This window comes from Bradyrhizobium sp. SZCCT0231 (assembly GCF_018130245.1).
GTDB classification, from domain to species: Bacteria; Pseudomonadota; Alphaproteobacteria; order Rhizobiales; family Xanthobacteraceae; genus Bradyrhizobium; species Bradyrhizobium japonicum_F.
This window is the reverse complement of the sequence record NZ_JAFCKP010000009.1, coordinates 82,088-108,632: the sequence shown is the minus strand read 5'-3', so window position 1 is coordinate 108,632 and position 26,545 is coordinate 82,088. Positions and strand designations below refer to the sequence as shown.

26 protein-coding genes are annotated in these 26,545 nt (G+C 62.8%); 8 read left to right on the top strand and 18 right to left on the bottom strand.

Annotation, left to right across the window (positions count from 1 at the left end):
• Positions 1 to 4: 4 nt before the first annotated feature.
• The 4 genes from JQ566_RS21490 to JQ566_RS21475 form a co-directional block, all read right to left on the bottom strand.
• Positions 5 to 1,255 carry a flavin-dependent oxidoreductase gene (locus JQ566_RS21490; protein WP_212375259.1) on the bottom strand — a complete coding sequence of 417 codons (1,251 nt, stop codon included), beginning with the start codon at positions 1,253 to 1,255 and terminating at the stop codon, positions 5 to 7.
• Positions 1,256 to 1,306: 51 nt separating this feature from the next.
• Positions 1,307 to 3,658 carry a bifunctional salicylyl-CoA 5-hydroxylase/oxidoreductase gene (locus JQ566_RS21485; protein ID WP_212375257.1) on the bottom strand — a complete coding sequence of 784 codons (2,352 nt, stop codon included), beginning with the start codon at positions 3,656 to 3,658 and terminating at the stop codon, positions 1,307 to 1,309.
• A 100-nt stretch (positions 3,659 to 3,758) separates the two neighbouring features.
• A complete protein-coding gene (locus JQ566_RS21480; protein ID WP_212375255.1) occupies positions 3,759 to 4,595 on the bottom strand; it encodes an enoyl-CoA hydratase family protein in 837 nt (278 codons plus the stop codon).
• Between the two features lie 39 nt (positions 4,596 to 4,634).
• Positions 4,635 to 5,396, bottom strand: a complete 762-nt coding sequence (locus JQ566_RS21475; RefSeq protein WP_212375453.1) for an SDR family NAD(P)-dependent oxidoreductase — start codon at positions 5,394 to 5,396, stop codon at positions 4,635 to 4,637.
• 213 nt (positions 5,397 to 5,609) lie between these two features.
• Here JQ566_RS21475 and JQ566_RS21470 point away from each other — a divergent pair, with 213 nt between their 5' ends.
• From JQ566_RS21470 to JQ566_RS21450, 5 genes are read left to right on the top strand one after another with little or no spacing between them, the layout of a single operon-like run.
• Positions 5,610 to 6,407: an alpha/beta fold hydrolase gene (locus JQ566_RS21470; RefSeq protein ID WP_249139678.1), complete on the top strand. Its 798-nt coding sequence runs from the start codon at positions 5,610 to 5,612 to the stop codon at positions 6,405 to 6,407.
• A 13-nt stretch (positions 6,408 to 6,420) separates the two neighbouring features.
• Positions 6,421 to 7,710 (top strand): acyl-CoA dehydrogenase family protein, encoded by a 1,290-nt coding sequence (locus JQ566_RS21465; RefSeq protein ID WP_212375252.1) that lies wholly within the window; start codon positions 6,421 to 6,423, stop codon positions 7,708 to 7,710.
• Between the two features lie 2 nt (positions 7,711 to 7,712).
• The gene (locus JQ566_RS21460) at positions 7,713 to 9,248 is read left to right on the top strand and encodes a class I adenylate-forming enzyme family protein (RefSeq protein WP_212375250.1); all 1,536 of its coding nucleotides are present in this window, start codon (positions 7,713 to 7,715) and stop codon (positions 9,246 to 9,248) included.
• Positions 9,245 to 10,333 (top strand): NAD/NADP-dependent octopine/nopaline dehydrogenase family protein, encoded by a 1,089-nt coding sequence (locus tag JQ566_RS21455; protein WP_212375248.1) that lies wholly within the window; start codon positions 9,245 to 9,247, stop codon positions 10,331 to 10,333. The genes JQ566_RS21460 and JQ566_RS21455 overlap by 4 nt, the downstream gene beginning before the upstream one ends.
• A 3-nt stretch (positions 10,334 to 10,336) precedes the next feature.
• Complete coding sequence (locus JQ566_RS21450) at positions 10,337 to 11,329, top strand: 3-hydroxybutyryl-CoA dehydrogenase (RefSeq protein WP_212375246.1); 993 nt, start codon at positions 10,337 to 10,339, stop codon at positions 11,327 to 11,329.
• Here JQ566_RS21450 and JQ566_RS21445 read toward each other — a convergent pair.
• The 6 genes from JQ566_RS21445 to JQ566_RS21420 all read right to left on the bottom strand — a co-directional run bounded on the left by JQ566_RS21445 (position 11,326) and on the right by JQ566_RS21420 (position 17,644).
• Positions 11,326 to 12,372 carry a 2,5-dihydroxypyridine 5,6-dioxygenase NicX family protein gene (locus tag JQ566_RS21445; RefSeq protein WP_212375244.1) on the bottom strand — a complete coding sequence of 349 codons (1,047 nt, stop codon included), beginning with the start codon at positions 12,370 to 12,372 and terminating at the stop codon, positions 11,326 to 11,328. The two genes, JQ566_RS21450 and JQ566_RS21445, sit on opposite strands and share 4 nt — an antisense overlap.
• Before the next feature lie 32 nt (positions 12,373 to 12,404).
• Positions 12,405 to 13,172, bottom strand: a complete 768-nt coding sequence (locus tag JQ566_RS21440) for an ABC transporter permease (RefSeq protein ID WP_212375242.1) — start codon at positions 13,170 to 13,172, stop codon at positions 12,405 to 12,407.
• Entirely contained in the window at positions 13,169 to 13,954 is a 786-nt protein-coding gene (locus tag JQ566_RS21435) for an ABC transporter permease (protein WP_212375240.1), read from the bottom strand. Before JQ566_RS21435 ends, JQ566_RS21440 begins: the two co-directional genes overlap by 4 nt.
• On the bottom strand, positions 13,951 to 14,796 hold the full coding sequence (locus JQ566_RS21430; RefSeq protein ID WP_212375451.1) for an ABC transporter ATP-binding protein: 846 nt from the start codon (positions 14,794 to 14,796) through the stop codon (positions 13,951 to 13,953). The genes JQ566_RS21435 and JQ566_RS21430 overlap by 4 nt, the downstream gene beginning before the upstream one ends.
• A 94-nt stretch (positions 14,797 to 14,890) precedes the next feature.
• Positions 14,891 to 16,585, bottom strand: a complete 1,695-nt coding sequence (gene ilvD, locus JQ566_RS21425) for a dihydroxy-acid dehydratase (RefSeq protein WP_212375239.1) — start codon at positions 16,583 to 16,585, stop codon at positions 14,891 to 14,893.
• 75 nt (positions 16,586 to 16,660) lie between these two features.
• Positions 16,661 to 17,644: an ABC transporter substrate-binding protein gene (locus JQ566_RS21420; RefSeq protein ID WP_212375237.1), complete on the bottom strand. Its 984-nt coding sequence runs from the start codon at positions 17,642 to 17,644 to the stop codon at positions 16,661 to 16,663.
• Between the two features lie 164 nt (positions 17,645 to 17,808).
• Here JQ566_RS21420 and JQ566_RS21415 point away from each other — a divergent pair, with 164 nt between their 5' ends.
• Positions 17,809 to 18,726, top strand: a complete 918-nt coding sequence (locus JQ566_RS21415; RefSeq protein WP_212375235.1) for an NAD(P)-dependent oxidoreductase — start codon at positions 17,809 to 17,811, stop codon at positions 18,724 to 18,726.
• A 16-nt stretch (positions 18,727 to 18,742) separates the two neighbouring features.
• On the opposite strand, the gene JQ566_RS21410 is transcribed toward JQ566_RS21415, so the two are convergent.
• The 8 genes from JQ566_RS21410 to JQ566_RS21375 all read right to left on the bottom strand — a co-directional run bounded on the left by JQ566_RS21410 (position 18,743) and on the right by JQ566_RS21375 (position 24,271).
• Positions 18,743 to 19,306: a flavin reductase family protein gene (locus JQ566_RS21410; protein ID WP_212375233.1), complete on the bottom strand. Its 564-nt coding sequence runs from the start codon at positions 19,304 to 19,306 to the stop codon at positions 18,743 to 18,745.
• A 9-nt stretch (positions 19,307 to 19,315) separates the two neighbouring features.
• On the bottom strand, positions 19,316 to 20,545 hold the full coding sequence (locus tag JQ566_RS21405; RefSeq protein WP_212375231.1) for an acyl-CoA dehydrogenase family protein: 1,230 nt from the start codon (positions 20,543 to 20,545) through the stop codon (positions 19,316 to 19,318).
• 125 nt (positions 20,546 to 20,670) lie between these two features.
• Positions 20,671 to 21,939: a CaiB/BaiF CoA transferase family protein gene (locus tag JQ566_RS21400; RefSeq protein WP_212375229.1), complete on the bottom strand. Its 1,269-nt coding sequence runs from the start codon at positions 21,937 to 21,939 to the stop codon at positions 20,671 to 20,673.
• A gap of 239 nt (positions 21,940 to 22,178) precedes the next feature.
• A complete protein-coding gene (locus JQ566_RS21395) occupies positions 22,179 to 22,607 on the bottom strand; it encodes a GNAT family N-acetyltransferase (protein WP_212375227.1) in 429 nt (142 codons plus the stop codon).
• Positions 22,608 to 22,673: 66 nt separating this feature from the next.
• Positions 22,674 to 22,973 carry a hypothetical protein gene (locus JQ566_RS21390; protein WP_212375225.1) on the bottom strand — a complete coding sequence of 100 codons (300 nt, stop codon included), beginning with the start codon at positions 22,971 to 22,973 and terminating at the stop codon, positions 22,674 to 22,676.
• On the bottom strand, positions 22,970 to 23,353 hold the full coding sequence (locus JQ566_RS21385; RefSeq protein ID WP_212375223.1) for a hypothetical protein: 384 nt from the start codon (positions 23,351 to 23,353) through the stop codon (positions 22,970 to 22,972). Before JQ566_RS21385 ends, JQ566_RS21390 begins: the two co-directional genes overlap by 4 nt.
• Before the next feature lies 1 nt (position 23,354).
• Positions 23,355 to 23,585 carry a hypothetical protein gene (locus JQ566_RS21380; RefSeq protein ID WP_212375221.1) on the bottom strand — a complete coding sequence of 77 codons (231 nt, stop codon included), beginning with the start codon at positions 23,583 to 23,585 and terminating at the stop codon, positions 23,355 to 23,357.
• Complete coding sequence (locus JQ566_RS21375; RefSeq protein WP_212375219.1) at positions 23,582 to 24,271, bottom strand: hypothetical protein; 690 nt, start codon at positions 24,269 to 24,271, stop codon at positions 23,582 to 23,584. Before JQ566_RS21375 ends, JQ566_RS21380 begins: the two co-directional genes overlap by 4 nt.
• 56 nt (positions 24,272 to 24,327) lie before the next feature.
• On the opposite strand from JQ566_RS21375, the gene JQ566_RS21370 reads away from it, so the two are divergent.
• Both JQ566_RS21370 and JQ566_RS21365 read left to right on the top strand, forming a co-directional pair.
• Complete coding sequence (locus JQ566_RS21370) at positions 24,328 to 25,599, top strand: hypothetical protein (RefSeq protein ID WP_212375217.1); 1,272 nt, start codon at positions 24,328 to 24,330, stop codon at positions 25,597 to 25,599.
• Positions 25,596 to 26,540, top strand: coding sequence for a glycosyltransferase family 2 protein (locus JQ566_RS21365; RefSeq protein ID WP_212375216.1), 945 nt, complete (start codon positions 25,596 to 25,598; stop codon positions 26,538 to 26,540). Before JQ566_RS21370 ends, JQ566_RS21365 begins: the two co-directional genes overlap by 4 nt.
• The last annotated feature ends 5 nt before the right edge of the window (positions 26,541 to 26,545 follow it).

Genomic DNA, 26,545 nt, shown 5'->3' with positions numbered 1-26,545 from the left:
TGTCTTAAGCGCGCACCGCGGCAAGACCCGGCACCGCGGCAAAGCCTGCCTTTGTCGCATAGCCGCGCACGATGGCTTCGCGCTGGGAATAGCTCAGGACGTTGTCGACATTGTCGAAGCCGTCGGGCGCGAGCTGCTCGACGGCGTCGATGACGCCCTCGGGGCCGCCGCGCCGATTGGAGCGGACGATCTCGGCCGTCATCGGCAGACGCTTCTTCTCGTACTCGAGCAACGCCTGACGTGGGTGTTCGGCGCGCACCAGCACGTCCGCCAGGCAGCGCGCGTCGAGGATCGCCTGCGAGGCGCCGTTCGATCCGACCGGATACATGGGATGCGCGGCGTCGCCGAGCAGCGTGACTCTGCCCGACGACCAATAGGGCAAGGGATCGCGATCGCAGGTCGGATATTCGTAGAATTCGGGCGTTGCCGAGATCAGGCTCTTCACGTCGATATAGGGAACCGAGAAGCGCGCGACATGCGGCATCAGCTCCTCACGGCGGCCCGGCCGTGACCAGTCTTCTTTCCGCGGCGGCGGGGCATTGCCCTCGCCGACCTTCACCAGCACCGCCCAATTGGTCAGCCGGCTTGCCGGGCTCGATCCTTCCGCGATCGGGTAGATCACCACCTTGGCATTGAGACCGCCAGCCACGATCATGGACTTGCCGGTCAGGAACAGCGGCCAGTCGCGGGCGCCGCGCCACAGCATCAGCCCATTCCAGCACGGCGGCCCCTCGTTCGGGAACAGCGTCTCGCGGACGCGCGAATGGATGCCGTCGGCACCGATCAGGATATCGCCACGCGCGGTGTGGACGTGCGCGCCGGCGCGATCGAAGAAGTAGGCGGTGACGCCGCCCTCATCCTGTGTGAAGGCACCGAGGCGGCAACCGGTGTGAATTGCGTCCGCCCCGAGCCGTTCCTCGACCGCGCGATGAATGACGCCCTGAAGGCGGCCACGGTGGATCGAGAACTGCGGCACGTCGTGGCCAGCGTCGATGCCGCGGGCTTCGCGCCAGACCTCCTGGCCGTGGCGGTTGAGATAGTAGAGTTGATCGGTGCGGATCGCGACGTCGTCGAGCTTCTGCAACAGGCCGAGCCCGGCCAACTCGCGCATGGCATGCGGCAGCGTGTTGATGCCGACGCCGAGCTCGCGAATGGTGTCGGCCTGCTCGTAGATCTCGCAATCCAGGCCGCGCAAGCGGAACATCAATGCCGTGGTGAGACCACCGATACCGCCACCGACGATAATCGCCTTCATCGCCCTAACTCCACTCGAAACACAGGCAATGGGTTAACGTCGCACGGGCGGTCACTCCGCCGCAAGCGGCTTTGTCGCCTCCGCCTTGAGCTCGGCCCGGGTCTTGGGCTTAGCCTTAATTCTCAGCTCCTCGAGGTCCTGCCGATCGCGCACGCTGTTCCGGAAAATTTGATCCTTGCCGGGCAGATATTGCGGAGGGCAGAAGGCATCGTTTGCCCCGTACCAGGCCGCCGCCTTCATGGTGAAGAACGGGTCGACAAGATGGGGACGGCCGAGTGCGACGAGATCCGCCCGGCCGGCAGCCAAGATGGTGTTGGCCTGGTCCGCCGTGGTGATGTTGCCGACGCACATGGTGGCCACGCGCGCCTCGTTGCGGACCTGGTCGGAGAAGGGCGTCTGGAACATGCGCCCGTAGACCGGCTGCGCATCGCGCACGGTCTGGCCGGTCGAGACGTCGACGAGATCGACACCCGCCTCGGCGAAGGCGCGCGCGACGGCGACGGCGTCGTCGCCGATGATGCCGCCGTCAGCCCAATCGGTTGCGGAGATGCGCACCGACATCGGCTTGTGCGAGGGCCACACCGCGCGCAGCGCCTCGAAGACCTCGAGCGGGAAGCGCAGCCGGTTCTCGAGCGAGCCGCCATACTCGTCCGTACGGGTATTGGTGAGCGGCGAGATGAAGCTTGCGAGCAGATAGCCGTGGGCGCAGTGCAATTCGAGCATGTCGAAGCCGCAGCGCTCGCCACGCTCGGCCGCCGCGACGAAAGCGTCTCTCACCGCATTCATGCCGGCGCGATCGAGCTCGCGCGGCACCTGGCTGTCGGGGAAATAGGGCAGCGGCGATGCCGAGAAAACGTCCCAGCCGCCCTGCTCCAAGGGACGGTCCATGCCGTCCCACATCAACTTGGTTGCGCCCTTGCGGCCGGCGTGGCCCAGTTGGAGGCAGATCTTCGCGGCCGAATTGCCGTGGACGAAATCCACGATGCGCCGCCATGCGGCCTCCTGCTCGTCGTTCCACAGGCCGGCGCAGCCGGGCGTGATCCGGGCGTCGCGGCTGACACAGGTCATCTCGGTGAAGATCAGCCCGGCGCCGCCGATCGCGCGCGAGCCGTAATGCACGAGGTGGAAGTCCGTCGGCACTCCCTCCTGCGCCGAGTACATGCACATCGGCGACACCACCGCGCGATTGGCGAGCTTCATCTCACGCAACCGGAACGGCTGGAACAGCGGAACCAACGGCCGGTCGGTGTCGACATCGAAGCCGCTGCTGCGCACCTGCCTGGCAAACGACTTGTCGACCTCCGTCACGAAATCCGGCGCGCGGAGTTTCAGATTGTCATAGGTGATCGCCTTCGAGCGCGTCATGACGCCGAAGGCGAACTGCACCGGGTCGAAATCCCAGAAGCGGTCGACGTGCTCGAACCACACCAGCGAGACGTCGGCGGCATGCTGCGTCTTCTCGACCTCCTCGCGACGGCCGTGCTCATAAACCTCCAGCGCCGCCTCGATGCCGGGCGCCTGCTCCATGGCTTCGGCCAGCGCGATCGCGTCCTCCATCGCGAGCTTCGTGCCGGAGCCGATGGAGAAATGCGCGCTGGCCTTGGCGTCGCCGAGCAGGACCATGTTGTCCTTGACCCAGCGCTTGCTGCGGATCATGGGGAAGTTGCGCCACATCGAGCGGTTGGTCAGCAGCTTGTGCCCATCAAGGAACCAGCCGAAGATGTCCGCCATTCGCGCTGCGGACTGAGCCTCGTCCAGCCCCGTCAGTCCCGCCCGCTCGAACGTTTCAGGGTCCGTCTCGAAGATCCAGGTCGAGTGCCCGGCCTCGTACTGATAGGCATGGGCGATGAACGGCCCCCACTCGGTTTCCTGGAAGATGAAGGTGAAGGCATCGAGCGGCCTGGTCGATCCCATCCAGGCGAACTTGTTGGAGCGGACGTCGACCTCCGGCTGGAAATGATCGACGTATTTCTCGCGGAAACGACTGTTGATGCCGTCGGCGATGAGGATGAGATCGGCATCGGCGAAGCGGGATTCATCGTCGATGTCCACCTCGAAATGCAAGATGACGCCCAGCTCGCGGGCCCGCTCCTGAAGGATCAGAAGCAGCTTGCGTCGCGAGCAGCCGCAAAAGCCGTTGCCGCCGACCCGATGCACCGTGCCGCGGAAATGCACGGCGATGTCGTCCCAGTAGGCGAACTCCTGGGTGATGCGGCGGTAGCTCGGAAGATCGTGCTTCTCGAAATTATCGAGCGTCGCATCCGAGAACACCACGCCGAAGCCGAAGGTGTCGTCGGCGCGGTTGCGCTCATACACGGCGATATCGGCGTTTGGCCGCTGCTTCTTCAGCAGGATCGCCGCATAAAGACCCGCAGGTCCGCCACCGATGATCGCGACTTTCATGGGAGCCTCGCCACTTCTACGGCCACGAAACTATTTTAAGCCTAAAATAATTTCACGCAAGTCCCCGTTGCTGGCTTGGCTGCGGATAATATCAGCCGGCTCAGTCGCCCCTGAAGACCGGCTTGACCTTGTTGGCGAAAGCCTCGAAGGCGCGCTCGAAATCCGCCGTGGTCATGCACAGCGCTTGGGCAACGGCCTCCGCCTCGATCGCCTCCTCCACCGACATCGCCCATTCCATGGCCAGCATCCGCTTGGTCATGGTGTTGGCGAAGGTCGGTCCTTCCGCGATCTGCTTCGCCAGAACTTGCGCCTGGGGCAGCACCTGCTCCGGCGTGACGATGCGGCTGAAGAAGCCCCAGCGCTCGCCCTCTTCCGCAGTCATGAACCGGCCGGTGTAGAGCAGCTCGGAGGCGCGGGACTGCCCGATGATGCGCGGCAGGATCGCGCAAGCGCCCATGTCGCAGCCGGCCAGCCCCACCTTGTTGAACAGGAACGCCACCTTGGCCCCGCTTGCCGCAAGGCGCATGTCCGATGCCATGGCGATGATCGCCCCGGCCCCGGCGCAGATGCCCTCGACCGCGGCCACGATCGGCTGCGGGCACGCCCGCATCGCCTTGACGAGCTCTCCGGTCATGCGCGTGAAGGCGGTCAGCCCCTTGGTATCCATCTTCACGAGCGGACCGATGATCTCGAACACGTCGCCGCCAGACGAGAAATTGCCGCCGGCACCGGTGACGACGATGGATTTGACCGCGTCGTCGAAGGCGCAGGCGCGGAAGAAATCGGTCAGCTCACGGTAGCTCTCGAACGTCAGCGGATTCTTTCGTTCGGGGCGGTTGAGCGTGACGGTGGCAACGCCGTCGACCACGGCCAGCAGGAAGTGCTGCGGCGAGTAATCCGCAAGCGGGACGGTGACGGGATTGGCGGGTCTGCTCATGCGATCTCCTTGGCTTTCTTGGTCCGGGCCTTGCGCATCTTAGATTTCACCGCCGGCAACCGCGATCGCCTGCCCGGTGATCGCGCTCGCGCCCTCGCCGCACAGCCAGAGAACCGCGTCTGCGACCTCCTGAGGCGTGATCAGGCGTCCTTGCGGATTATGTTTCGCGAGCTCTGCAATCGCCTGCTCGCGGGTTCGACCCGTCTTCTTCATGATGTTTTCGATGCTGCCGGCGACCAGATCGGTGTCGGTGAAGCCGGGACACACCGCATTCACGGTGACGTTGCTTCCAGCCATCTCGAGGGCAAGCGAACGTACCAGGCCGACGACCGCGTGCTTGGCTGCGCTGTACGCGCTGACATAGGCATAGCCCTTGAGCCCGGCCGTCGACGCGACCGCGACGATACGGCCATAGGGACGATCCTTCATGCCCGGCAGGACAGCCTGGACGGCATGCACAACGCCCATCAAGTTGACATCGATCATGCGACTGAAAAGAGCGCTGTCCGATTTCGCGAATGGCGCCGACTCAGCGCTGCCCGCGTTGGCAATCAGGATATCGATCGGCCTGCGCGCACTCGCCCCGGCAATGGCGGCCTTCAGCGAGGCTTCGTTCGAGACATCAGCGGCAGCCGCAAAGTGCGCGGCACCTGCATTGACCGCCTCTTCGAGTACCGCCGCGTTCCGGCCAAGCACGGTTACGGTCGCGCCAGCGCCGACGAGAGAAGCAGCTATCGCACGGCCGATGCCGCGGCCGCCACCGGTCACCAGCGCGTGCGGCGAGTGCGGTAATCCGGACATGCGCTGGCTCCCAGGGATCTCGTGGTCGTTCTTCCGATATATTTTAACCTTCAAATTTTTGCAACGAAAGCGGCGCTTGCCCCCGCGAATGACGCCGCACGAGAGGCGGCCCGAAAATTGCTTTAAGTATAAAATTATCGCTTCCCATCCCCCACAGGCCTGTTAGCATCGAAGGGCCCAGCAAAAGGATGTCGCGTGTCGCAGCCTGTGCCAATGATAACAAAGGACGGACGCTTCGCCTATGAAGCCGCGGGCGATCCGGGCGCGACACCTCTGATCTTCCTGCATGGCATCGGCGGCGCCGCGCGGGCCTGGCGGCGACAGCTTGCCACATTCAGCGACCGCTTCCGCGCCATCGCATGGGATATGCCGGGCTATGGCGGATCGGCGCCGCTCGCCGGCGTCAGCATCGCCGCCCTGGCGGAGGCGCTCCAACAATTCATCGAGCAGCTCGGTGCCAGCAGGCCTATTCTGATCGGCCATTCCATCGGCGGCATGATCGTCCAGAAGTGGCTGGTGCAGTTCCCCAAGCTCGCACGCGCGGTCGTGCTGGCGCAGACCAGTCCCGCCTTTGGCAAGGCCGATGGCGACTGGCAGAAGTCTTTCATCTCGGCGCGGCTCGGGCCGCTCGATCGCGGGGAGACGATGAAGTCGCTCGCGCCCTCCCTGGTGAAGGAACTCGTCGGCGACGATCCCGATCCGAACGGAATGGAGGTTGCCCGCGAATGCATGGGGAGCGTGCCCGAGGCCAGCTATCGCGCCATGATGCTGGCTCTGATCGGCTTCGATCAGCGCAGCACGCTTGGGAATATTTCCGTCCCCACACTGCTGCTGTCCGGCTCAAAGGACAACAACGCGCCTGCGCCGATGATGGCAAAGACGGCGACCTTTATTCCGGGAGCTGAATATGTCGAGCTCGCCGGCGTGGGCCATCTCGCCAATCTCGAACGCCCCGGTGCCTTTGACGAAGCTCTCGGCTGGTTTCTGAACTCTCTCGCGACCAAAGCGTAAAGGTTTCTGCGCGATGACCATGCAAGTCACCAAGACGATTGGCACGACCAACAAGGTCGCGCTGGATGCGCCGATCTTCGATCCTGCCGCATTCCGCTTGAGCGACGAGCAGGCCGGCATCGTCACGCGCGCCCGCGAGATCGGCCAGAGCGTGTTCGCCGCACGCGCCGCGGCCTACGATCGCGAGGCGACCTTCCCGACTGAGAATTATCGCGACCTGCATCGCGTCGGCCTGCTCGGCATTGCCGTCCCCAAGAAGCACGGCGGCCTCGGTGCGAACTACCAGACCTATGCCTTGGCGGCCGCCGAGATCGGCCGCTATTGCGGCGCGACCGCGCTGACCTGGAACATGCACGTTTGCTCGACCTTGTGGTCAGGCCCGCTCGCCGACGACCTGGACATGGATGCGGAGACACGCGCCGAGCACGAGCAGCGGCGTGCAATCCACTACAAGCGCATCGTCGAGGATGGCGCAATTTACTCGCAGCCTTTCTCCGAGGGCGGTGCGGCAGCCGCGGGCGGCGTTGCGTTCGGGACGGAGGCAAAGCCCGTCGAAGGCGGCTGGATCGTCAACGGCAAGAAAATCTTTGCGTCGCTCTCCGGTCATGCCGATTATTACGGTGTGCTCTGCACCGAGATCGAGGAAGGCGAGAAGGCCTCGCGCCGCAACACGCTTTATCTTGCAATATCAGCCAAATCAGAAGGCGTCTCGGTCGTCGGCGACTGGGATCCGCTCGGCATGCGCGGCACGGTCTCGCGGACGCTGCTGTTCAAGGACGTGTTCGTGCCGGAAGATTCAGCGCTGATGCCGCGCGGCGTCTATTTCCAGGCCGCGATGCGCTGGCCGCACATGTTCCTGACGCTGTCGCCGACCTATATGGGCCTCGCGCAGGCCGCCTACGACTTCACCGTACGTTACTTGCGCGGCGAGGTTCCGGGCATGCCGCCGGTCAAGCGGCGAATGTACCCGACCAAGCAGATCGCGGTCGCGCAGATGCAGATCAAGCTGGAGCAGATCAAGGCAATTTGGTTTCAGGCTGTGACCGAAGCGCGCGCCAATCCGAGCAAGGAGCAGGTTCTGCGCGCCTATGCAGCACAATACTCGGTAATGGAGGGCGCCAATGAGCTCGCCGCGCTCGCGATCCGCACCTGCGGCGGCCAGGCCATGCTCAAGTCACTGCCGCTGGAACGGATCTATCGCGACAGCCGCTGCGGCTCGCTGATGCTGCCCTGGACCGCCGAGCTCTGCCTCGACCGGATCGGGCGCGAAGCGCTGTACGAGGCCGGCGAAACGGACGACTGACCGTGGACCTCTGTAGCCTGATCGACCGCAACGCGGCGTTCGCGCCGGACAAGACAGCCATTGGCTTCGAAGGGAAGCGGCTGAGCTACGCGGCATTCGCCGCGCGCATCGAGCAAACGGCCACGGCCTTGAAGCGGGCGCTCGGCGTCGGCCGCGGCGACCGTGTCGCGATTCTGAGCTTGAACCGACCGGACTATCTGGTTCTGCTCTACGCGTGCGCGCGGCTCGGCGCGATGCTGGTGCCGCTGAACTGGCGGCTGGCAGTCGCCGAGCAGCTGTTCATTCTCGGTGATGCCGGCGCCAAGGTCCTGGTGCTCGAGCAGGCATTTTCCGGAGTGCTCGACGAGCTTGGGCAGTCCGCGCCGGGGACATCCGTCGTCGGCCTCGACTTCACGCCACCTCGCGGCACGACATTCGACGATCTGCTGAGCCGCAGCCAGGGCAGCGGCCGCAACCCGCACACCGACCTCTCCTGCCCGCTGCTCATCGTCTACACGTCAGGAACGACGGGACGGCCAAAGGGTGCGGTGCTGCGCCAGGAGGCGCTGTTCTGGAACGGCGTCATGAGCCAGCACATGCACAACATGACGTCCGACGACCACGTGCTGACCGTGCTGCCATTCTTCCACGTCGGCGGCCTCAACATCCAGACCACGCCGGCGCTGCAGCTGGGCGCGACCGTCACGGTCCATGCGCGCTTCACGCCGGATGCCGCGCTTGCGGCCATCGAACGGGAACGACCGACACTCACGGTGATGGTGCCTGCGATCCTCCAGGCCGTGAGCGAGCATCCCGCCTGGACGACCGCTGATCTTTCGTCACTCAGGGCCGTCGCCACCGGCTCGACCATCGTGCCTCCGCACCTGATCGAGCGTTGCGTCGCGCGCGATGTGCCCGTGCTTCAGGTCTACGGCTCGACGGAAACCTGCCCGATCGCCGTCTACACGCGGCTTGGCGGCGATCTTTCGCGCGCGGGATCGACCGGCCTTGCCGGCCTGTGCTGCGAGGCAAAGGTGATCGACCAGGCCGGCGACGAATTGCCCGCGGGCACGCCGGGCGAGATCGTGGTGCGCGGTCCCAACGTGTTCTTCGAATATTGGGGCAACGAGGCTGCAACGCGCGATGCGTTGCACGACGGCTGGTATCGCACCGGCGATATCGGCCTGTGCGATGCAGACGGCTATTTCTGGGTCCGCGACCGCAAGAAGAACATGATCATATCCGGCGGGGAAAACGTCTACCCGGCCGAGGTCGAGCGCGTTCTGCTCGAACATCCAGATGTCAGCGAATGCGCGGTGATCGGCCGGCCGGACCCCCGCTGGGACGAGGTGCCGATCGCCTATGTCATTGCGAGATCCGGCTGCCGGCTCGAAGCGGACGAATTGAGGGCGCATCTTCAGGCGCAACTCGCGCGCTACAAGGTTCCGCGCGAGATCGTCTTCGTCACCGATCTGCCGCGAACGGCGCTGGGCAAGGTCCAGCATTTCCTGCTGAAGCAGCTTGATGCGCAGTCCCGCGCGCAAGGAGAAGCATCTTGAAGATCGCAGTTCTGGGTGGGGGAAACGGCTCTTTCGCGGCCGCGGGCGATTTTGCGCTGTCGGGGCATGAGGTGCGGCTTTGGCGCCGCGATGCCGATCAGGTCGCGGCGCAGCGCGCCGCGGGAACGCGCATCCTGGTCAAGGATCACAACGGCCGTCACGACGTGAAGCTCGCGCTGGTCACGACCGACATCGCCGAGGCCGTCAACGGCACGGAGCTGATCCTGTGCCCCGCGCCCGCCTTCGCGCAGCCGGATATTGCCCGTGTGCTCGCGCCGCACCTGGGGGACGGTCAGGTCGTGTTTCTGCCGCCGGCGACATTCGGCTCGATGATCTTCGCCCAGGCGGCGCGAGACGCCGGTAACCACGCAAAGGCCAGCTTTGCCGAAACGGGCACGCTTCCGTGGCTGACCCGCAAGCACGGACCGTTCGAGGTCGCGATCACCATCCGCGCCAGGCGGCTCCCGGTCGGCGTGTTTCCGCTTGATCAGGCGCCGCATGCCCTCGAAGTGATCGGACGCGCTTTCCCGGACGCGATCGAGGCGTGCGGAGACGCGCTGTCGGGCGCACTGATGAACGCAGGCCCGATCATCCATCCGCCGTTGATCGTGATGAATGCCGGCCCGATCGAACATTTCGAACGCTGGGACATTCACAAGGAAGGCACGCAAGCCGCGATCCGGCGGGTCACCGACGCGCTCGATGCCGAACGGATCGCGGTGCGCGAGGCGCTCGGCTACGGCGCGCCGCATTTCCCGCTCGCTCACCATTATGCGAGAGAGGGCGAGATCTGGATGTATGGCCGCGGTTCGCATGACCGTCTGACCGACTCCGGCGACTGGCGAGAGCGGATCGTGCTGACCGAGCACCGCTACATGCGTGAGGATCTGCGGCTCGGGCTGTCGCTGCTGGTTTCCGTCGCCGGCTTGGCTGGCGTGGCCACGCCGCTCGCCAAAGCGTTCCTGTCGATCGGTGGCGCAGTCTGCGGCGAAGATTTTGCGCGCGGAGGCCGAACGCTCCAGACGTTGGGGCTCGGCGACCTCAGCAAGGCTGAATTGCAGACGCTGCTCCGCAATGGATTCTGATCAATGAATAGTCGCGTCAACATCGCCTGTCTCGGGGCTGGCCGCATGGGCCGCGGCATCGCCGTCGCGTTTGCCTATGCAGGCCATAGCGTCACGATGATCGACGTCAAGACGCGTTCCGCGGCGGAGTTCACCAAGCTGGAGACGGATGGACTCGGCGAGGTCAGGAAGACCTTTGCCAGCTTGTCGGAGCTGGGGCTGCTGACCGAGGCGGATGTCGATCCGCTCATCGCGCGGATCTCGGTGGTCCCAGCCAGCCAGAGCGAAGAAGCGCTATCCGGCGCCGGCATGGTCTTCGAGGGCGTTCCCGAGGTCGTCGAACTCAAGCGGGAGGTGCTCGGGGCGGCTTCAAAGCAGGTCGGTCCGGATACAGTCATCGCATCGACGACGTCGACCATTCTCGTCGATGATCTCTCCGGCGCGATCGTGAACCCGCGCCGCTTCCTCAACGTGCATTGGCTCAATCCGGCCTATCTGATCCCTCTGGTCGAAGTCTCGCCCGGCAAATCAACCGATCCTGCCATCGTCGCAGAGGTCAAGACGCTGCTCGAAGGTATCGGCAAGGTGCCGGTGGTCTGTGCCGCCACTCCAGGGTTCATCGTTCCACGCATCCAGGCGCTGGCGATGAATGAGGCCGCTCGCATGGTCGAAGAAGGCGTCGCGAGCGCTGAGGAGATCGACAAGGCGATCCGCTACGGCTTCGGCTTCCGCTACGCCGTGCTCGGACTGCTCGAATTCATCGACTGGGGCGGCGGCGACATCCTCTACTATGCAAGCAGGTATCTGGAAGGCGCGCTCGGCAGCGAGCGCTATCGGGCGCCCGACGTCATTTCACGCAACATGCATGAAGGCCGGATCGGCCTGCGCACGGGCGCAGGCTTTCTCGACTATTCCGGGCTCGACGTCGACGCCTATCGCGCCAAGCGCCTCCGGGCGATGGTCGACCTGCTCCGGCACTTCGGACTGGCGCGCCCCCCGGTGCTCGACCGTAATTAGCCGAAGACGTCCTGGAGCACACCCTCCCGGACCACCGCAACGCCGTCGAGCTCGATCGTCGTTCCCATCATCGGCAAGTCGAAATGTCCCGCCGTGTAACGCCCCGCGAACTCGTTCGCGCCGGTCGAGAACAGGAAATTTCCGGAGACGGCCCGAATCTCGGTGCCGTTGGTGTCGCGCTGGTCGTACATAGACAACGCCTCGTAGCGTGCGCCGGGATTCATGCCGAAGCCGACATGCGAGACGGCATAGGCTTCGCGGTCTCCCCAGGCAGCGAGATAGGCACGCATCATCGCAGCATCCGTGCCCTCGCCTTCCAGCTCGACGACATAATCGTCCTTCAACGTCATCTTCACCGGCGACGTCAGGTAGCGCTTGAAGGTGAGATTAATGTCGCCCGGCGCCATCACCAGCGTGCCGTTGATGGTCCCGCTCTTGGGGAAACTGACGACGATTCCACCGGGCCAATGCGCCAGCGTGCCGGGCTTGTCAGTCCAGCCCCACACACCGACCGTCGACGCGCCGGCCATATCGACATCGAGCGCCGTGCCGGCCTTCGAGGTCACCCGCATCCGCTTGGTCGCGCGCAACATCTTGGCCGCGGCACGAACGCGTTTCTCGAGCGCGGAATCCGGCACCATCCGCTCCAGCGCCTCGGGATGTTCGTTGGAAATCACCAGGATCCGCGCGCCGGCTTTGAGGATCTCCGGCGTCTCCACCGCGTGCATCAGTCCTTCGATGGTGCAATCCACCACGAAGCCGGCCTGCTGAAGCGCCGTGATGACTGGACCAAGCTTTTGGATCGCCTCGCTCGCCCCGGTCGAGCGGACCGGAACGACATGCCGGTTACGCGGTGTCGGCATCACCACATGAAACGGCCGCGCCCCCATCCGCAGCAAGGCCAGCTCCGCGAGATGCACGTTCAACGCGCGCGACTGGGTTTCCGAGAGGATCGCCGCGGTATCGCCGGCCTTGACCGCGCATCGGTCAAAGATCTCGCAGAATGCGTCGATCCATTTTGCCTCGATGCGATCAGCCAGCATGGTTCTCTCCCGGTCTTCAGGATTCTTGTTAGTTACGCTTCGGGGAAGCCCCGGAGCAAGTACGATCGCACGGCTCCCAGCAGGCCGTTCAGGATCAAGCCCAGCAGCGAGATCGTGATCAGCGGCACGAACATATCCACGGCCTGGAAGGTTCGGGCCGCCGTCACGAGTGCGTGCCCCAGTCCGTCCGTCGACGTGATCATCTCGGCCAGAAACACCACGATGCAGGAAATGACAAGGCCGATCCGGCACCCGGTGAGGATCGACGGCATCGCCGCCGGCAGCACGACCTTGAGGAGGATTTCGTAGCGCGGCGTTCCCGCTGCCATGGCCGACCAGATCAGCTTCTGCTCGACGGTCGATGCACCGTAATAGGTGGAGAGCAGAATGGGAAAGAGCGCGTCCGCAGCTACCAATGTGACCTTCGATCCGTGACCGAACCCGAGCAAAAGCAGGAGCGCCGGATAGAGCGCAACCTTGGGCAGTGGGGCCAATACACGGACGATCGGCCGAACCACGGCGTTGATCACAGGACTGGCGGCAGCCGCGATACCGATGCTCACACCAAGCACGACCGCAATCGCGAACCCGGCAAACAGGCGGATCAGCGTTGCCGCGATTTCCTGCTGAAACGTCAATGTCACGAGCTGCTGAAGCAGCCGGCTGAAGACGAAGCCCGGCGGCGGCAGCAAGACCGCGGGCGCAAAGCCGAATGACACCAGGCCTTGCCACAAGGCGATGACCAGCGCGATCGGCGCGATCCCAAGAACAAGGTTAGAGGGGAGCAGGCGCGACATCATGAGAAGCTCAGCGGCATGTCGAACTGCGGCTCGGACCAGCGCACGAGCCTGGCACGAACCCTTTCGAAAATCGCGTCGAGGCAAATTCCCATCGCCCCCACGATGATGATCATCGCAAAGACGGTATCGTACTGGCCCATGTCGAGCGCATTGAACAGGATGTTGCCGGCGCCCGACTGACGGGCGATCATCTCACTGGTGATCATCGTGATCAGCGCCAGCACCAATCCGGTGCGGCATCCCGTCAGGATCTCCGGCAGCGCCGCGGGCAGCACGATCCGCACCAGGCGTTGTGCGGGGGAAAGTCCCATCGCGGCACCTGACCACAGCATCTTCTCTTCGACGGCCTTGGCACCCTCGAAGCTGTGGTAGATCACGGGGAGGCTAACGCCCAGGAAGATCACCAGTGTCTTGGTGACGTCGCCGACGCCCAGCCAAAGCATGATAATCGGCATCAAGGCGGCTTTCGGCACCGGATAAATCACCATCAGCAGTGGATTGAAGAAGGCCGCGACGGCCCGGCTGCGTCCCATCAACAGGCCCAGCGGAATCGAAACCAGCACCGCCACGCCGAACCCGATCGCCATGCGACGAAGCGAAGCGAGGATGTTGGTCAGGGATTCCTTGTCGCCGAGAATGTCCGGAATTGCCCGGACCGCCTCGACCGCCGTGGGGAAGCTGTCGTTCTTCAGCGCGAGCGAGGCAACCTGCCACACGGCCAGCAATCCGATGCAGGCCAGCACCGGAGCAGCCCGCCTAGTCAAGACGGCCGGCGACATCATGTGGGCGCCCCGGCTTCGTCGCTCTCATCGAACATGCGCTCGATATCGACGACGTACTTCTGGTACCGCGGATCGAGCAGCAGCTCGTTGCGGCGGCGCGGCCGCGGCAGATCGATGTCGATGACCTGCCGGATTCGCCCGGGTGATTTCGACATCATGACGACCTTGTCCGAGAGGAAGACGGCCTCGTCAACCGAATGAGTGACAAATAGCACCGTCTTGCGGTCGCGCTCCCAGATGTTCAGAAGATCGTTCTGCAGGCGGGTCCGGGTGTGCGCGTCGAGCGCACCGAAAGGCTCGTCCATCAGCAGCACTTCGGGATGGTAGGCGAGCGTGCGCGCAAGCGCCACGCGTTGCTTCATGCCACCCGACAATTCCTTGGGGTAGAAATTCTCAAAGCCCTTGAGGCCGACCATCTCGATCAGGGCCCGGCCCTGCGCTTCGGCCTCGGCGGTGCGCATACCTTGCTGGCGTGGCCCATACATCACATTGCCCAGCACGGTCTTCCAGGGAAACAGGGCAAACTCCTGGAACACCGGTCCGCGATCCGGCCCCGGCGCGGTGATCGCATGTCCCCTGATCTTCGCCATGCCGCCGGTCGGGCTGACAAAACCGCCGACGATATAGAGCAGTGTCGACTTGCCGCAGCCGGACGGACCCAGGATAGAGACGAAGGCGCCCTCCTCGATCGTCAGCGAGATGTCCGAAAGCGCCAAATGATCCTTGCGCGCCGAGGTCTGAAAGACCTGCGAGACGCGGTCGATCTCGATGATTACAGAAGCCGGCTCTTGTGACGTCACCGGACTCATCCATTCGCTCGGTCTCGCAGGCACCACCGTCATCCCGTCTTCCGTCTCGCTCGCACGAACATTCGGCGGCACGAGCTTAGCAAGAAGCCTGCCAGACAGGCCGTCCTTTTGGCACCGGTGCGGTGCGTCATTCGAACCACGGCCATTCTGCCGGGCCTTCATGCGTAACGGCTCCGCCCGGCGCCTGCCCAACCAGTCGCGCATATTTTGCGAGCGCACCAGCACGGTGGCGCGGCAGGCGCGGCTTCCAATCGCGTCGCCGCGCGGAGAGCTCCTGCTCGTCGAGCAGGACATCCATCCGCCGGTTTGCGGCATCAATCCGGATCCTGTCACCGTCGCGAACAAGCGCCAGCGGACCGCCAACAAATGCCTCGGGGGCCACGTAGCCGATGCACATCCCGCGGGTCGCGCCGGAGAACCGGCCATCGGTGATCAGAGCCACTTTTTCGCCCATGCCCTGCCCGTAGATCAGTGCGGTGACGCCGAGCATTTCGCGCATGCCAGGACCGCCGACCGGCCCTTCGTTGCGGATCACGAGAACCTCGCCCGCTTTGTAGCTGCGGTCACGAACCGCTGTGACGCAAGCTTCTTCATCCTCGAAAACGCGAGCAACGCCTTCGAAGAACTGGCTCTTCAAACCGGCGACCTTGATCACCGCACCATCGGGGCAGAGGTTGCCCTTCAGAACTGCCACGCCACCGTCAGGCATCATTGGTGCGCGGGCCGCGTGCACAACCTCTCCATCGGGCGCGTTGGCCGCACCATATTCTTCGGCAAGCGTGCGGCCGGTAACGGACAAGCAGCTGCCATCGATATGCCCGCTCTGGATCAGCTCACGGATCACAACCGCCGCGCCGCCGATGTCATAGACATCCTTTGCCGTGTATTTGCCGCCGGGACGCAGATTCCCGATCAGGGGTGTCCTGGCAAAGACCTCGCCGACGTCGTCGATAGTGAACGCGATGCCGGCTTCGTTCGCGAGGGCAGGCAGGTGCAGCGCGGCGTTGGTCGAGCCGCCCGTCGCCGCAACAATTGCTGCGCCGTTCTCCAGCGATTTCCGTGTCACGATGTCGCGCGGCAGTGGCCCATCGCGCTCCAGCATTTCCATGATCAGCCTGCCGGCACGCCGCGAGATCTGCGCACGCTCCGCATAGACACCGGGCACCATCGAGACGTTGGGAATGGTCAGCCCCATTGCCTCCGAGACCATTCCCATGGTGTTCGCGGTGAATTGGCCGGCGCACGCGCCGATCGTCGGCAGGCAGGCACGCTCAATCCGCTCGAGCATTGTGCCGTCGATCTCGCCGGTCATGAAGCTGCCGACAGCCTCATAGGAGTCGAGCACCGTCAGCGTACGCCCGTCCACGCGGCCCGGCAGCGAGCTGCCGCCATAGATGAAAATGGATGGCACATTGCAGCGAACCATGCCCATCATCACGCCAGGAAGCGTCTTATCGCATCCGCCGTATCCGATCAGCGCATCATAGGCCAGCCCATGGACGACCGCTTCGATCGAATCGGCAATCAGCTCCCGCGAAAACAGAGAGAACTTCATTCCCTCGTGGTTCATGCTGATGCCGTCGGATACCGAGACGGTCGAGAACTCACGCGGTGTGCCGCCGGCCTCCTCGACTCCGGTCTTAGCCGCAGCCACTTGGAAGTCGTGCGTCATGTTGCAGGGTGTCTGCTCGCCCTTCATGCTGACGATGCCAACCATCGGCTTGGCAATCGCAGCGTCGTCGAGCCCCATGGCGCGCATGAATGCACGATGCGGGGCTCGGTCGAGCCCGTCCGTGGTGACCCGTGATCGCAGCTTCTTCATATGTGCATCTTCTTCATGCAGCGTCCCGGACGATCCGGAACGCCACTATGTTACGTTCGAGAATTCGTCCCGCGCCTATTGCAGCGGAGCGACGATCGTCTGATGCTTGAACTGTGCTACATCCAACTTTGGCAGCATTCCTGTCTCTGCATAGATGTCCAACATCTTCTGGATCGCCGGGAAGTTCGGCGCGGCCCCTGGATCTCGGCCGAAATCGTTGTCCTTGAGCAGATAGGTCTCGAGCACCGGAACAGGCGCCTTCAGCACTTCGGACACCACCTTCAAGGTTTCCTCGCGGTTGGCCAACGCCTTCTTCATGCCGGACGTGATGTCGCGGACATAGGCTTTGACCAGCTCTGGATTCTTGTCGACGAAATCGGCACGGCAGGCTTCCAAGATGTGCACGATGTTCGGCATGGCCTGGGACAGCGAGAACAGCTTCCTTGTGCCGCCCTTCGCCTCCGCACGCGCGGCAAACGGCTGGTTCATGTTGACCGCATCGACGCGGCCTTGGCGCAGCGCGTCCTCGGAAACGGCAAAGCCGACCTCGACCAGCTTGATGTCCTTGGCCGGATCGACGCCATTCTGCTTCAAGAGCAGGTTGAACGGCCCCTGCGTGCCGCCACCGATCACGGAAATGCCGACCGTCTTGCCCTTGAGATCCGCGATCGTCTTGATGGGCGAGTCATCCTTGACGGCCCAGTAGACCGAGAAACCGCCGGGCTTCTCGAACACATGCTGCGCCACGATGTAGGCCTTGAGATTGCCGCCGACCACGCCATTCGAAAGGGACAACGGCGCCTGCGTGGCGCAATCGAGGGCACCGGCCGCCAATGCCTGCGTCATCGGCGCGGTACCCTGGAATTGGGTCCATTCGATGTTGTAGGCCTTGCCGATATTGGGAAATTCGGTCGGCCTACGCATCATCCAGTACTTGGATTCCTCGGCTGGGATCGTCCAACCGACGCGGATCGTCTGCTGCCCCCAAGATGGGCTCGCCACCGCGCTCGCGGCTGCTGCCGCCCCCAAAGCCAGGACCCACTTCGAAACGGTTCGCATCGTGCCACTCCGCTGCTCCGGCGCCGACCGGCGCCCCCAACCCGACCGCCTCAAATGTTTCATGGTTCAAACAATCAGGCAAGCCATGCGAGCTGGGCGGTTTTGCCGTGCCATGCGCAATGTATGGTAAAGCGGCGTCACATTGCGACAGAAGGAGGCAACCTATGGCTGATGAGAGCAAGGCAAACCCGCAAGGCACCGAGAAGCTCGGCTATCTCGGCCTGGGCCTCATGGGAACGCCAATGACCCGACGCCTGCTCAAGGCCGGCTATCAAGTCGCTGTCTGGAACCGCTCGGAGGGCAAGGTGGCGCCGCTCGCCGAGGCCGGCGCCAAGCGCGCGGTCACGCCTCGTGATCTCCTGGTGAACTCGGATATCGTCTTCATGTGCGTGACGGATGCGGCGGCGGTCGAGGAGGTGATCTTCGGGCCCGAAGGTCTCGCAGCAGCGCCTGGCGCAGGCAAGCTTGTCGTCGACTTCTCGTCGATACATCCCGACGCGGCGCGCGATCTTGCGACGCGACTGAAAGACGCGAACGGTGCAGCCTGGATCGATGCGCCGGTGTCCGGGGGCACGAAGGGCGCCGAGGAAGGCACGCTCGCCATCATGGCGGGCGGAGAAGCTGGCGACATCGAGAGGGTTCGGCCCTATGTGTTGACCATGGCGCGCAGGTTCACTCACATGGGCCCGATCGGCGCCGGCCAGACCACAAAACTGTGTAACCAGGTGATCGTCGGATGCGCGATGGCCGTGCTCGCGGAAGCAACGCGCCTTGCCGTGAACGCCGGAATTGATGCAAACCGATTGCCCGAAGCGCTCGCCGGCGGCTTCGCGGATTCCATCCCGCTCCAGCTGTTCGTGCCACGGATGGTCAAGGGCATTCACACCCCGCCGCTTGGTCACATCGCCACGATGCTCAAGGACCTCGATACGGTTGCCGATGTCGCGCAGGCGACGTCGACACCGGTGCCGATGGCTTCGCTTGCCGGACAGCTCTTCAGGCTGGCGAAGGCCGCGCGAGGTGCGGAAGCGGACGCGTTGGAGATCTACAAGCTTTCAGCGACCGAGCGCCGCGCTGTCTAGCGCGACCTGAGGAGCGTTACGGCGCCTTCTTGCGCTCATCGTCGGCCATGAAGCGACCGAACGCGCCTCTCGCGAAGAGCAGCGGCTCCTTCGCATTGTAGGTGTAGGCCTCGACCGCGCCGAGAAAGATCACGTGGTCGCCACCATAGTAGCGATTCACGGAGCGGCATTGAAAGTTGGCGACGCTCTCGGCGAGCACTGGCGCGTTGCCGAGGCCAGGTGTCCAGCCGACGCCGGTGAACTTGTCGTCCGAGGATTTTGCGAATTTGTTCGCAAGTGCTTGTTGCGAAGCGCCAAGAACGTTGACGCTGAAATGGCTGGCGTTCTGGAAGATGGTCAGGCTCGAGGAATAGACGACGAGGCTCCACAGAACCAGCGGAGGATTCAGCGAGACCGAGGCGAACGAATTGCACGTCAGTCCGTAGGGCTTGCCGTCAGGCGCTGCCGCCGTGATGATCGTCACGCCCGTTGCATAGGTTCCGAGCGCGTTGCGAAAGTCGCGAGGATCGATCTGCGAGCTGTCGCTCGCGAACTCGTTGGCGGGATCGGGCGCGCGGGGCTGCTTCGGCAGATCATTCATCGGCCGACCTCACAGCGTGAGATTTTCGGAGGGCAGGCCCAGCGCCACCCGTCCATAGTTGGTCCCGGCCGCATCGAAGTTGAATGCGAGATGCGAATTGATCGCGTGCGCATCGCGGAACTGTCGCTGCAACACGCCGCTCGTGAACAGACCGCGCGCGCCGCTCGCGGCAAACAGCATCGAGACCGCGTCCGTGCACAAGTTCACCGAAAAAGATCCGTCGCGCCGATATCTGGTCTTGGTCGCCATGTCAGGGATATGGCCGCACCGTGCGTCCTCCATGGCATCGAGGCAGGCGGACCGCATGATCAGGCGTGCGGCGTCGATCTTGGCCGAGGCCTCCGCGATCTTGATCTGCGTGCTTTGAAAATCGCTCAGCTTGGCGCGGTTGTAGGTCGAAATGCGATGACGCGCGACCTCCGTGTAATCGTCGAGACATGCCCGCGCATTCCCCAGCGCGACACCGGAGAGGACGTAAGGGAATAGCGAGAACACGGGGAGCGCATACAGCGGATTCGGATTGATCTTGCTTCCGGGTGTCGGGCCACCGGCAAGGTCCCCAACAGCGACAGTCATATGGTCAGCCACGAAGGCGTCCCTGACCTCCACGTCGCAAGACCCCGTTCCGCGCAATCCGGCGACATTCCAGGTGTCCAGCACCTTGTAATCGCCTTTCGGCAGCAGAAAGATTCGATACTCGATGCCATCCGCCTCGTCGTCGGAGTAGACCACACTTGCAAGCATATTCCATTCGCAGGAGGCAACGCCCGAGGAGAATGGCCAGCTGCCATGCAACTGGTATCCGCCCTCGACCCGCGTGGCGCGCCCGGCGGGGAAAATGAACGAGGATGCGATCAGCGCGTCCGGATTACGACCCCAGACAAGATCCTGCGCCTTCTGCTCGAACATGCCGAGCATCCAGTGATGGCTCGCCAGATTGGCGAAATTCCAGGCTACCGACGCATCCGCCTGCCCGAGCAGTTCGGCGCAATCGACGAGAGCGACATAGTCGAGCTCGGCGCCGCCGATCCGGGCCGGCTGGAGCATCCGGAACAGGCCGGCGTCATGAAGATCCATCTCGGTTTCCGACGGGAGATGCCGCAGCTCCTCCGTCCGCGCCGCCCGCTCACGTAGTCGCGGCAGGAGGCCCCGGGCCTTCGCGATCATTGCCGCAAAGGCGCCTTCGCCGGCTTCCGGCCCGGTGGACCGCCCTATGCTCGGCTTTCGATCCGGCGCCATTCGTGACCCTCAATTTCACATATTTATGCGACCGCCCCTTCGCCAAATCAAGCCAATGCAGCCGGCATTGCGAAGCATCGCCCCGCACGCTGCGCAATGCCCGGCGCCATGGCACGTCCTTAGGCTCACATCGGCGTCGAGGGTTTGCCGGAGCCAAAAGCACCTTTCTGGGTAAACTCTGTGATCCGACGTTCGTCGTAACCAAGGATATTGCGCAAGACGTCCTCGGTATGCTCACCCAACAGGGGTGCCGCAACGGGGTCGATCGCGCCTGTTAGGCTCATAGTGATCGGCGGCTCGATGTTGGGCACCCATTCCGCTGTAGGGTGCGGAATCCGGTTCAGGCGATGGCGCTCGCGAGCTTCGGGCGCATTGAAGCCCTCCTCGACCGTCCGGAGATAGCCGACCGGGATATTGGCCAGCTTCATCTTCGCCATCCAGTTCTCCAGAGTATCGCTTGCAAAGACCTCTGCAATGGCTGCCCGCAAGAGCTCCTTGTTCTCCGAACGGGCTTTGCGCGTGGCAAACCGCGGATCGGTGATGAGATCGGGCCGATTCAGCACCTCGACCACGAGCCGGCGGTAGAGCCGGTCGTTGGCGCATGCCATGTAGAGCGGCCCGTCAGAGGCTTCGTAGACGCCGACAGTGGGAGACCCGCTGGGCGAATTGCCGAACCGGCCGGGGTTTTCGCCGTTGATGAGGTAGGCCATGCCGTAGAAGCCGGTCATCCCCATCGCGATGTCGAACAGGGCGACTTCGACCCGTTGGCCACGGCCGAGCCGGTCGCGCGCAAGCAACGCCAGCAGGATGGCATTGCAGGCAGACATCCCCGTCGCCATGTCCACGATGGGCGGGCCGGTACGAACCGCCGGGCCGTCGGCAAATCCGTTGAGGGACATGAAGCCGCTTTCCGCTTGCGTGATGGGATCGAAGCCTGGCCGCGAGGCAAACGGTCCGGTACGTCCGTAGGCGGAGATCGAGCAATAGACCAGCCGCGGGTTGAGCGGCACGACCGACTCATAGTCGAGCCTGAACTTCTTCATGACCCCGCTCGAAAAATTCTCCACGACCACATCTGCCTTGCGGATCAGATCCAGCGCGATCTCTCGGGCCTCCGGCACGGCAAGGTCGAGCGCAATGCCGCGCTTGTTGCGGTTCAGGCTGAGATAGGCGGCGCTTTCGCCGCCGATCTCGGCGTGCTCATAGGCACGCGTGTCGTCGCCACCATCGGGATTCTCAATCTTGATGACGTGCGCGCCATAATCGGCGAGCGTCTGGGTGCAGGCCGGACCGGCGACCACGCGCGTGAAATCGACGACCAGCAGACCATCGAGCGCACTCGGCCCTCCCGTTCCTCGCGACGAACGTACCGGCAATTGAGGCTTGGCGTGCATCGATAGCGCTCTCCCTTACATCGGCTTATGGCCGCCGAATTCCTTGCAGGAGCAAACTTAAAGCCCGGCGCCGCCGACTTCGCAAGTGCCTCGCCCGCATCGCTTCAATACGCAAAAAGGACCCGGCAGCCGTCAGGCTGCCGGGTCCTCGGACATTTCAGGCATACGAGGTCACGTGACGTCTCGTGTTGGCCATTCTACCCTATCAAGGGCGCGTTCCGTGCGGTGGGAAACCCTGCTCAATGAAGCCACTTCCGCCAATAGAGCGTATGAGCCCAGGCCCAAGGCGTCTCGGGCTCGAAGAGCCGATAGCCCGCCTGGATGAAGTTATTCGCAGATACTGCGTTGTCCGTCGTATCAGAGACGATGCTATCCCATCCGATGCGCCGTCCCCTCGCCTCGACCACACGCATCAATCTGCGCTGAAGGCCGTGCCCCCAATGCCGTTGCAACACGCCAACCCTGGAGAAATAGCCGCCATTTCGGACGTGCGTCGACGGCACAACCCCGGCGAAGGCGACTGCGTCCTCGCCGTGATAAGCCAGCCACCACACGCCAAGGTCGAACTCGGGCATAGCCGCGGCATCGAAGAACGTGAGTTGATGCAGATCGGCTAAGGTGTCGGCAACGTCATCCTCGGACGCATCGACGATACGAATTCTGTACATGGGCTGGCTCATTGCGGCAGCAGAACTTGATCGGGCGCGCGGCGACGTCACCGCCGCCGTTAAGGCTCACTTGCCCAGTACGACCTTGACACCGAGCCAGACGGCCCCCATCAGACCGGTGGCAATCACCGTGATCACCGCCTTAAAGGTGTAGCTCTGCGCCTGCTCCACGCTCTTTCGCCACCTCCGCAAGTGCTGGAAATCAGCCCTCAGCTCCTTCCGGTCGTCATCCTCGATTCCAAAAGAGGCCAGCACCGACGCCACCGCCTTCAATACGATCGCATCGATGCTCTCCTGCTGGAGCCTGCGCTGCTCGGCCAGCGTTTCGGCGACGATGGCCTTGATCTCGTCATCGGGTATCTTCATCGCTTGATGATCCTCGCGACATTCTCAAAGCCGCGCTTGGCGAAGTAGAATGAGACCACGAGATTGGCCGTGATCGCCGCAAATCCGGCCAGAGCATCCGTCGAGCCCAATCCGAGAACCTTGTCCCAGACCAGGAGCTTTGCGAAATAGAGAGCGACGCAGTAACCCATCAGCTTGTCAGGCTCGTACCAGTGCCCGATCTCGGCGATGCGGTAGCGCATGATCGCGTTGGCCTCGGCCGTTTGCGAGGCAATCTCGCTTGCAGCGAGATCTGCCGCGATCTTCGCCTCGACATTGCCGGCCTTGAGCTTGGCCTGGTAAGCGTCGATCAGGCCCTTGACGACGGGACCGCCCAAGAAGCTGAGGATGGTCATCCACATCTTAGAGCGTCCGGCGCCGGGCAATCTCGGTCAATACGCCAGCAGTCGCGACCGCGAGAAGCATCTTGAACGCAGAATTTGCGTCCATGCTCGTGAGCTGCGTGAAATCGTAGCCGGAGAACGCCGCGATCAGACCGGCGCCGAGCACCCCCAGGACGTACTGAATGCGGGCCCAGAGGATGGTCACGGAATCCTTGAACCAGGCCTTAACCTTGTCGAACGCGGTGATCATGACTTCCTCTTGGTGACGACATTGAAAATGCGGGCAATGAACGCGCCGATGGAGCCTTTGGAGGGGTTGGCGATGGAAGGCGTCCTGCGCGGTTCCTGCGGCGTCGAGGAAGTGATCTTAGCGCCGGTGAATGTAATGGTCGGATCGATCGCCATCATCGAGAGCAGCATCGCAACGCATCCGAGCTGCTGGTCGACATGGTCCGGATCATAGACCCCGTCACGAACGTACTTGCCGGACTTGTATTGACTGGTGCCCGCCCACAGGTACGGGCTCGGAACACCCTTGCCGGCGTAACCAAGACCGTTGTACATCTCCAGCGCGATCAGAACGCCGGCGAGAGACCAATCCTTGCGCTTGCCCAAGAACGGATGGCAGTTGAGCAGCGCATCGATCGCCGCTTCTTCCCAGGATCCGAACGGACCCCGGCCTGCCGGAACATGGATAGAGATCCTGTCCCAGGGATCGCCCTGGGCCAGTGACCGCCCCCAATTCTGGGACGATTCCCGCTCGTGAATGACAGCAATGACCGCCCACGGAACGCCCGTTCCGGCCTCTACCGTCTGATAGCGCTTCTTGGAAGCCACCAGCGACTTGGCGACCCTGTCGCTCAGGGGCTTCCGGGTTGGCCTAGCTTCCTGCCAGCGCCGTAGGTTCGCCCGAGTGAGGGCGTCGAAGTCCGTCATTGGTAGGTCCTTTTCGGCTACCGTGGGTTGATGTAGGTTGGCTCCCGGCAGGGAGAATGAATTTGCGGAACCTAAGATCACTAGCGATCGCGGCAGCATTTGTATTGCTGCTGCAACCGATCTATTTCTTTGCGATGTCGAGCCTTGACTACTTCATCTCAAAGGAGACGACGTGGCAGCACATCAAGAGCGCCTTTGATTCTGGCGTCTTGGTCGACGCCTCGCACCGGAATCAACTCATTGCCAGCGGCGATAGGTTTACGGACTGCTACGCGCTCGGCGAAGGCATGAAATCGAGCACGAGCGCAATAGAGAATGGCATCATGGCACCGAGGCCAGCATCCGACCGTCACGCGTGCGACGACCTCAAGCAGGCCGCCGAAAATCCTAGCAGCGTTAATTGGCAAAGCTACGCAAGATATTGGCACGGATATCGTATCTACAGCGCGCCACTGGCGTCGCTCCTACCGATACTTCTTCTAAAGTTCGTAAATCTTGCTGTCCTCGCTAGCGCAGCTATTTTCTTTGTTCTTCAAGCAGATCGGCTCATCGGAACGTGGCCGACCATAGGGCTCTGCGCCCCTGTTCTATTCTTGTCCGACTTCGTTCGCATCTGGCACGTCACACCTCACACGGTTAGCACTGCGATCATTCTCGGGGGCGCTGGGATATTCGCCTGGATGCTCCGAAAGAAATCCGCTGATCGAACTTTGATCATTGCGACGGCTGGCCTTGGTTCTGTTTTCAATTTCGTTGACTTCTTGGTCAACCCACCGTGGTTGCCAATGCTCTTGGCGTTTTTCCTTGTAGCGTTCGGACGGGGCAATCAGCTCGCCATCGCTTGCGTCGCGGTGTGGTTTTCAGCTTACGGCGTAACATGGACATCAAAATGGGTTGCCGCTTACCTCGTAGAGCCGACTTTTGACATCAGGAACGACGTCCTTAATGCCGCGATGTTCAGGATCAACGGGGACTACGCAAGCGTACGACATTTCCCACTCGCAGCGACAGCCAAGGTATTCACGAATGCCATCTTGAGTTGGGGCATGCTAATCTTTGTACCCCTGCTGATACTGTTCCGCATACCGCTCAAGCGGCCAGAGCTAGGCCAAGTTTGGCCGGCGTTGATTCCGATCGTCTGGTTCGAAGCACTGAGCAACCACAGTCAAATCCACGCCACATTTGTCTCAAGGAGCGCCGCAGCTGCAGCAGGAATCGTAATCGCCGCCGGCTTGATGGCGGGGAATGTATCGAGCGCCCGAGAGCTCTTCACAGCTCGATATAGGCGCCCGTTACGAGAGACTTTCCGCTCACAGGAAACTCGATGACCCTGGCGCAGATGAAGATTGCGGTCTTAGTTCCTTGTCACAATGAGGAATCAACTATCGGCAAGGTAATCACAGATTTCAGAGACGCTTTGCCTGGAGCAGATATCTACGTCTATGAAAACAACTGCGTAGATCGCACCGCTGAGATAGCCAGCAGTTGCGGAGCCATCGTACGGACCGAGAGAAGCCAGGGTAAGGGGCATGTGGTCCGTCGAATGTTCGCCGACATTGATGCTGACATCTATATTCTGGTCGATGGTGACGCGACTTATGATGCGTCTAGTGCGCCTAGGCTCATTGGGAAGCTTATCGCAGAACATCTAGACATGGTCGTTGGTGTTCGCGTCGATCAATCCGAGGAAGCATATCGGCGAGGCCACCGAGCCGGGAATCGAATGCTGACAGGGCTGTTGGCGCTGATCTTCGGCAGGGCTTTCAGGGATGTCCTGTCCGGCTATCGGGTGTTTTCTCGCAGATTCGTCAAGTCTTTCCCGGCGTTGTCGAGCGGCTTCGAGATCGAAACCGAATTGTCAGTTCATGCTCTCGAATTGTCCCTTCCCATTGGGGAGATGGAAACGCCCTACTTCGAAAGGCCCACGGGTTCTTATTCCAAGCTCAATACGTGGCAGGATGGCCTGCGAATATTGCTCACTATGTTGAAGCTCTATCGGTCGGAAAGACCGCTCCACTTCTTTGCCTGGGTTGCGGCCGGGCTTGCGACCGTATCGGTTGTTTTGGCAATTCCAATCGTTGTGACGTTCTTAGAGACCGGGCTGGTTCCAAGGCTACCGACAGCGGTTCTCTCCATGGGCCTCATGATTATGGCGATGCTGTCTGCTTCGTCTGGCTTGATCTTGGACACCGTTACTCGTGGTCGTCGCGAGATGAAAAGATTGGCTTACCTTGCTCTTGGCGTCGCTGGCGCTTCACCTCGCTCGTAAAGTGT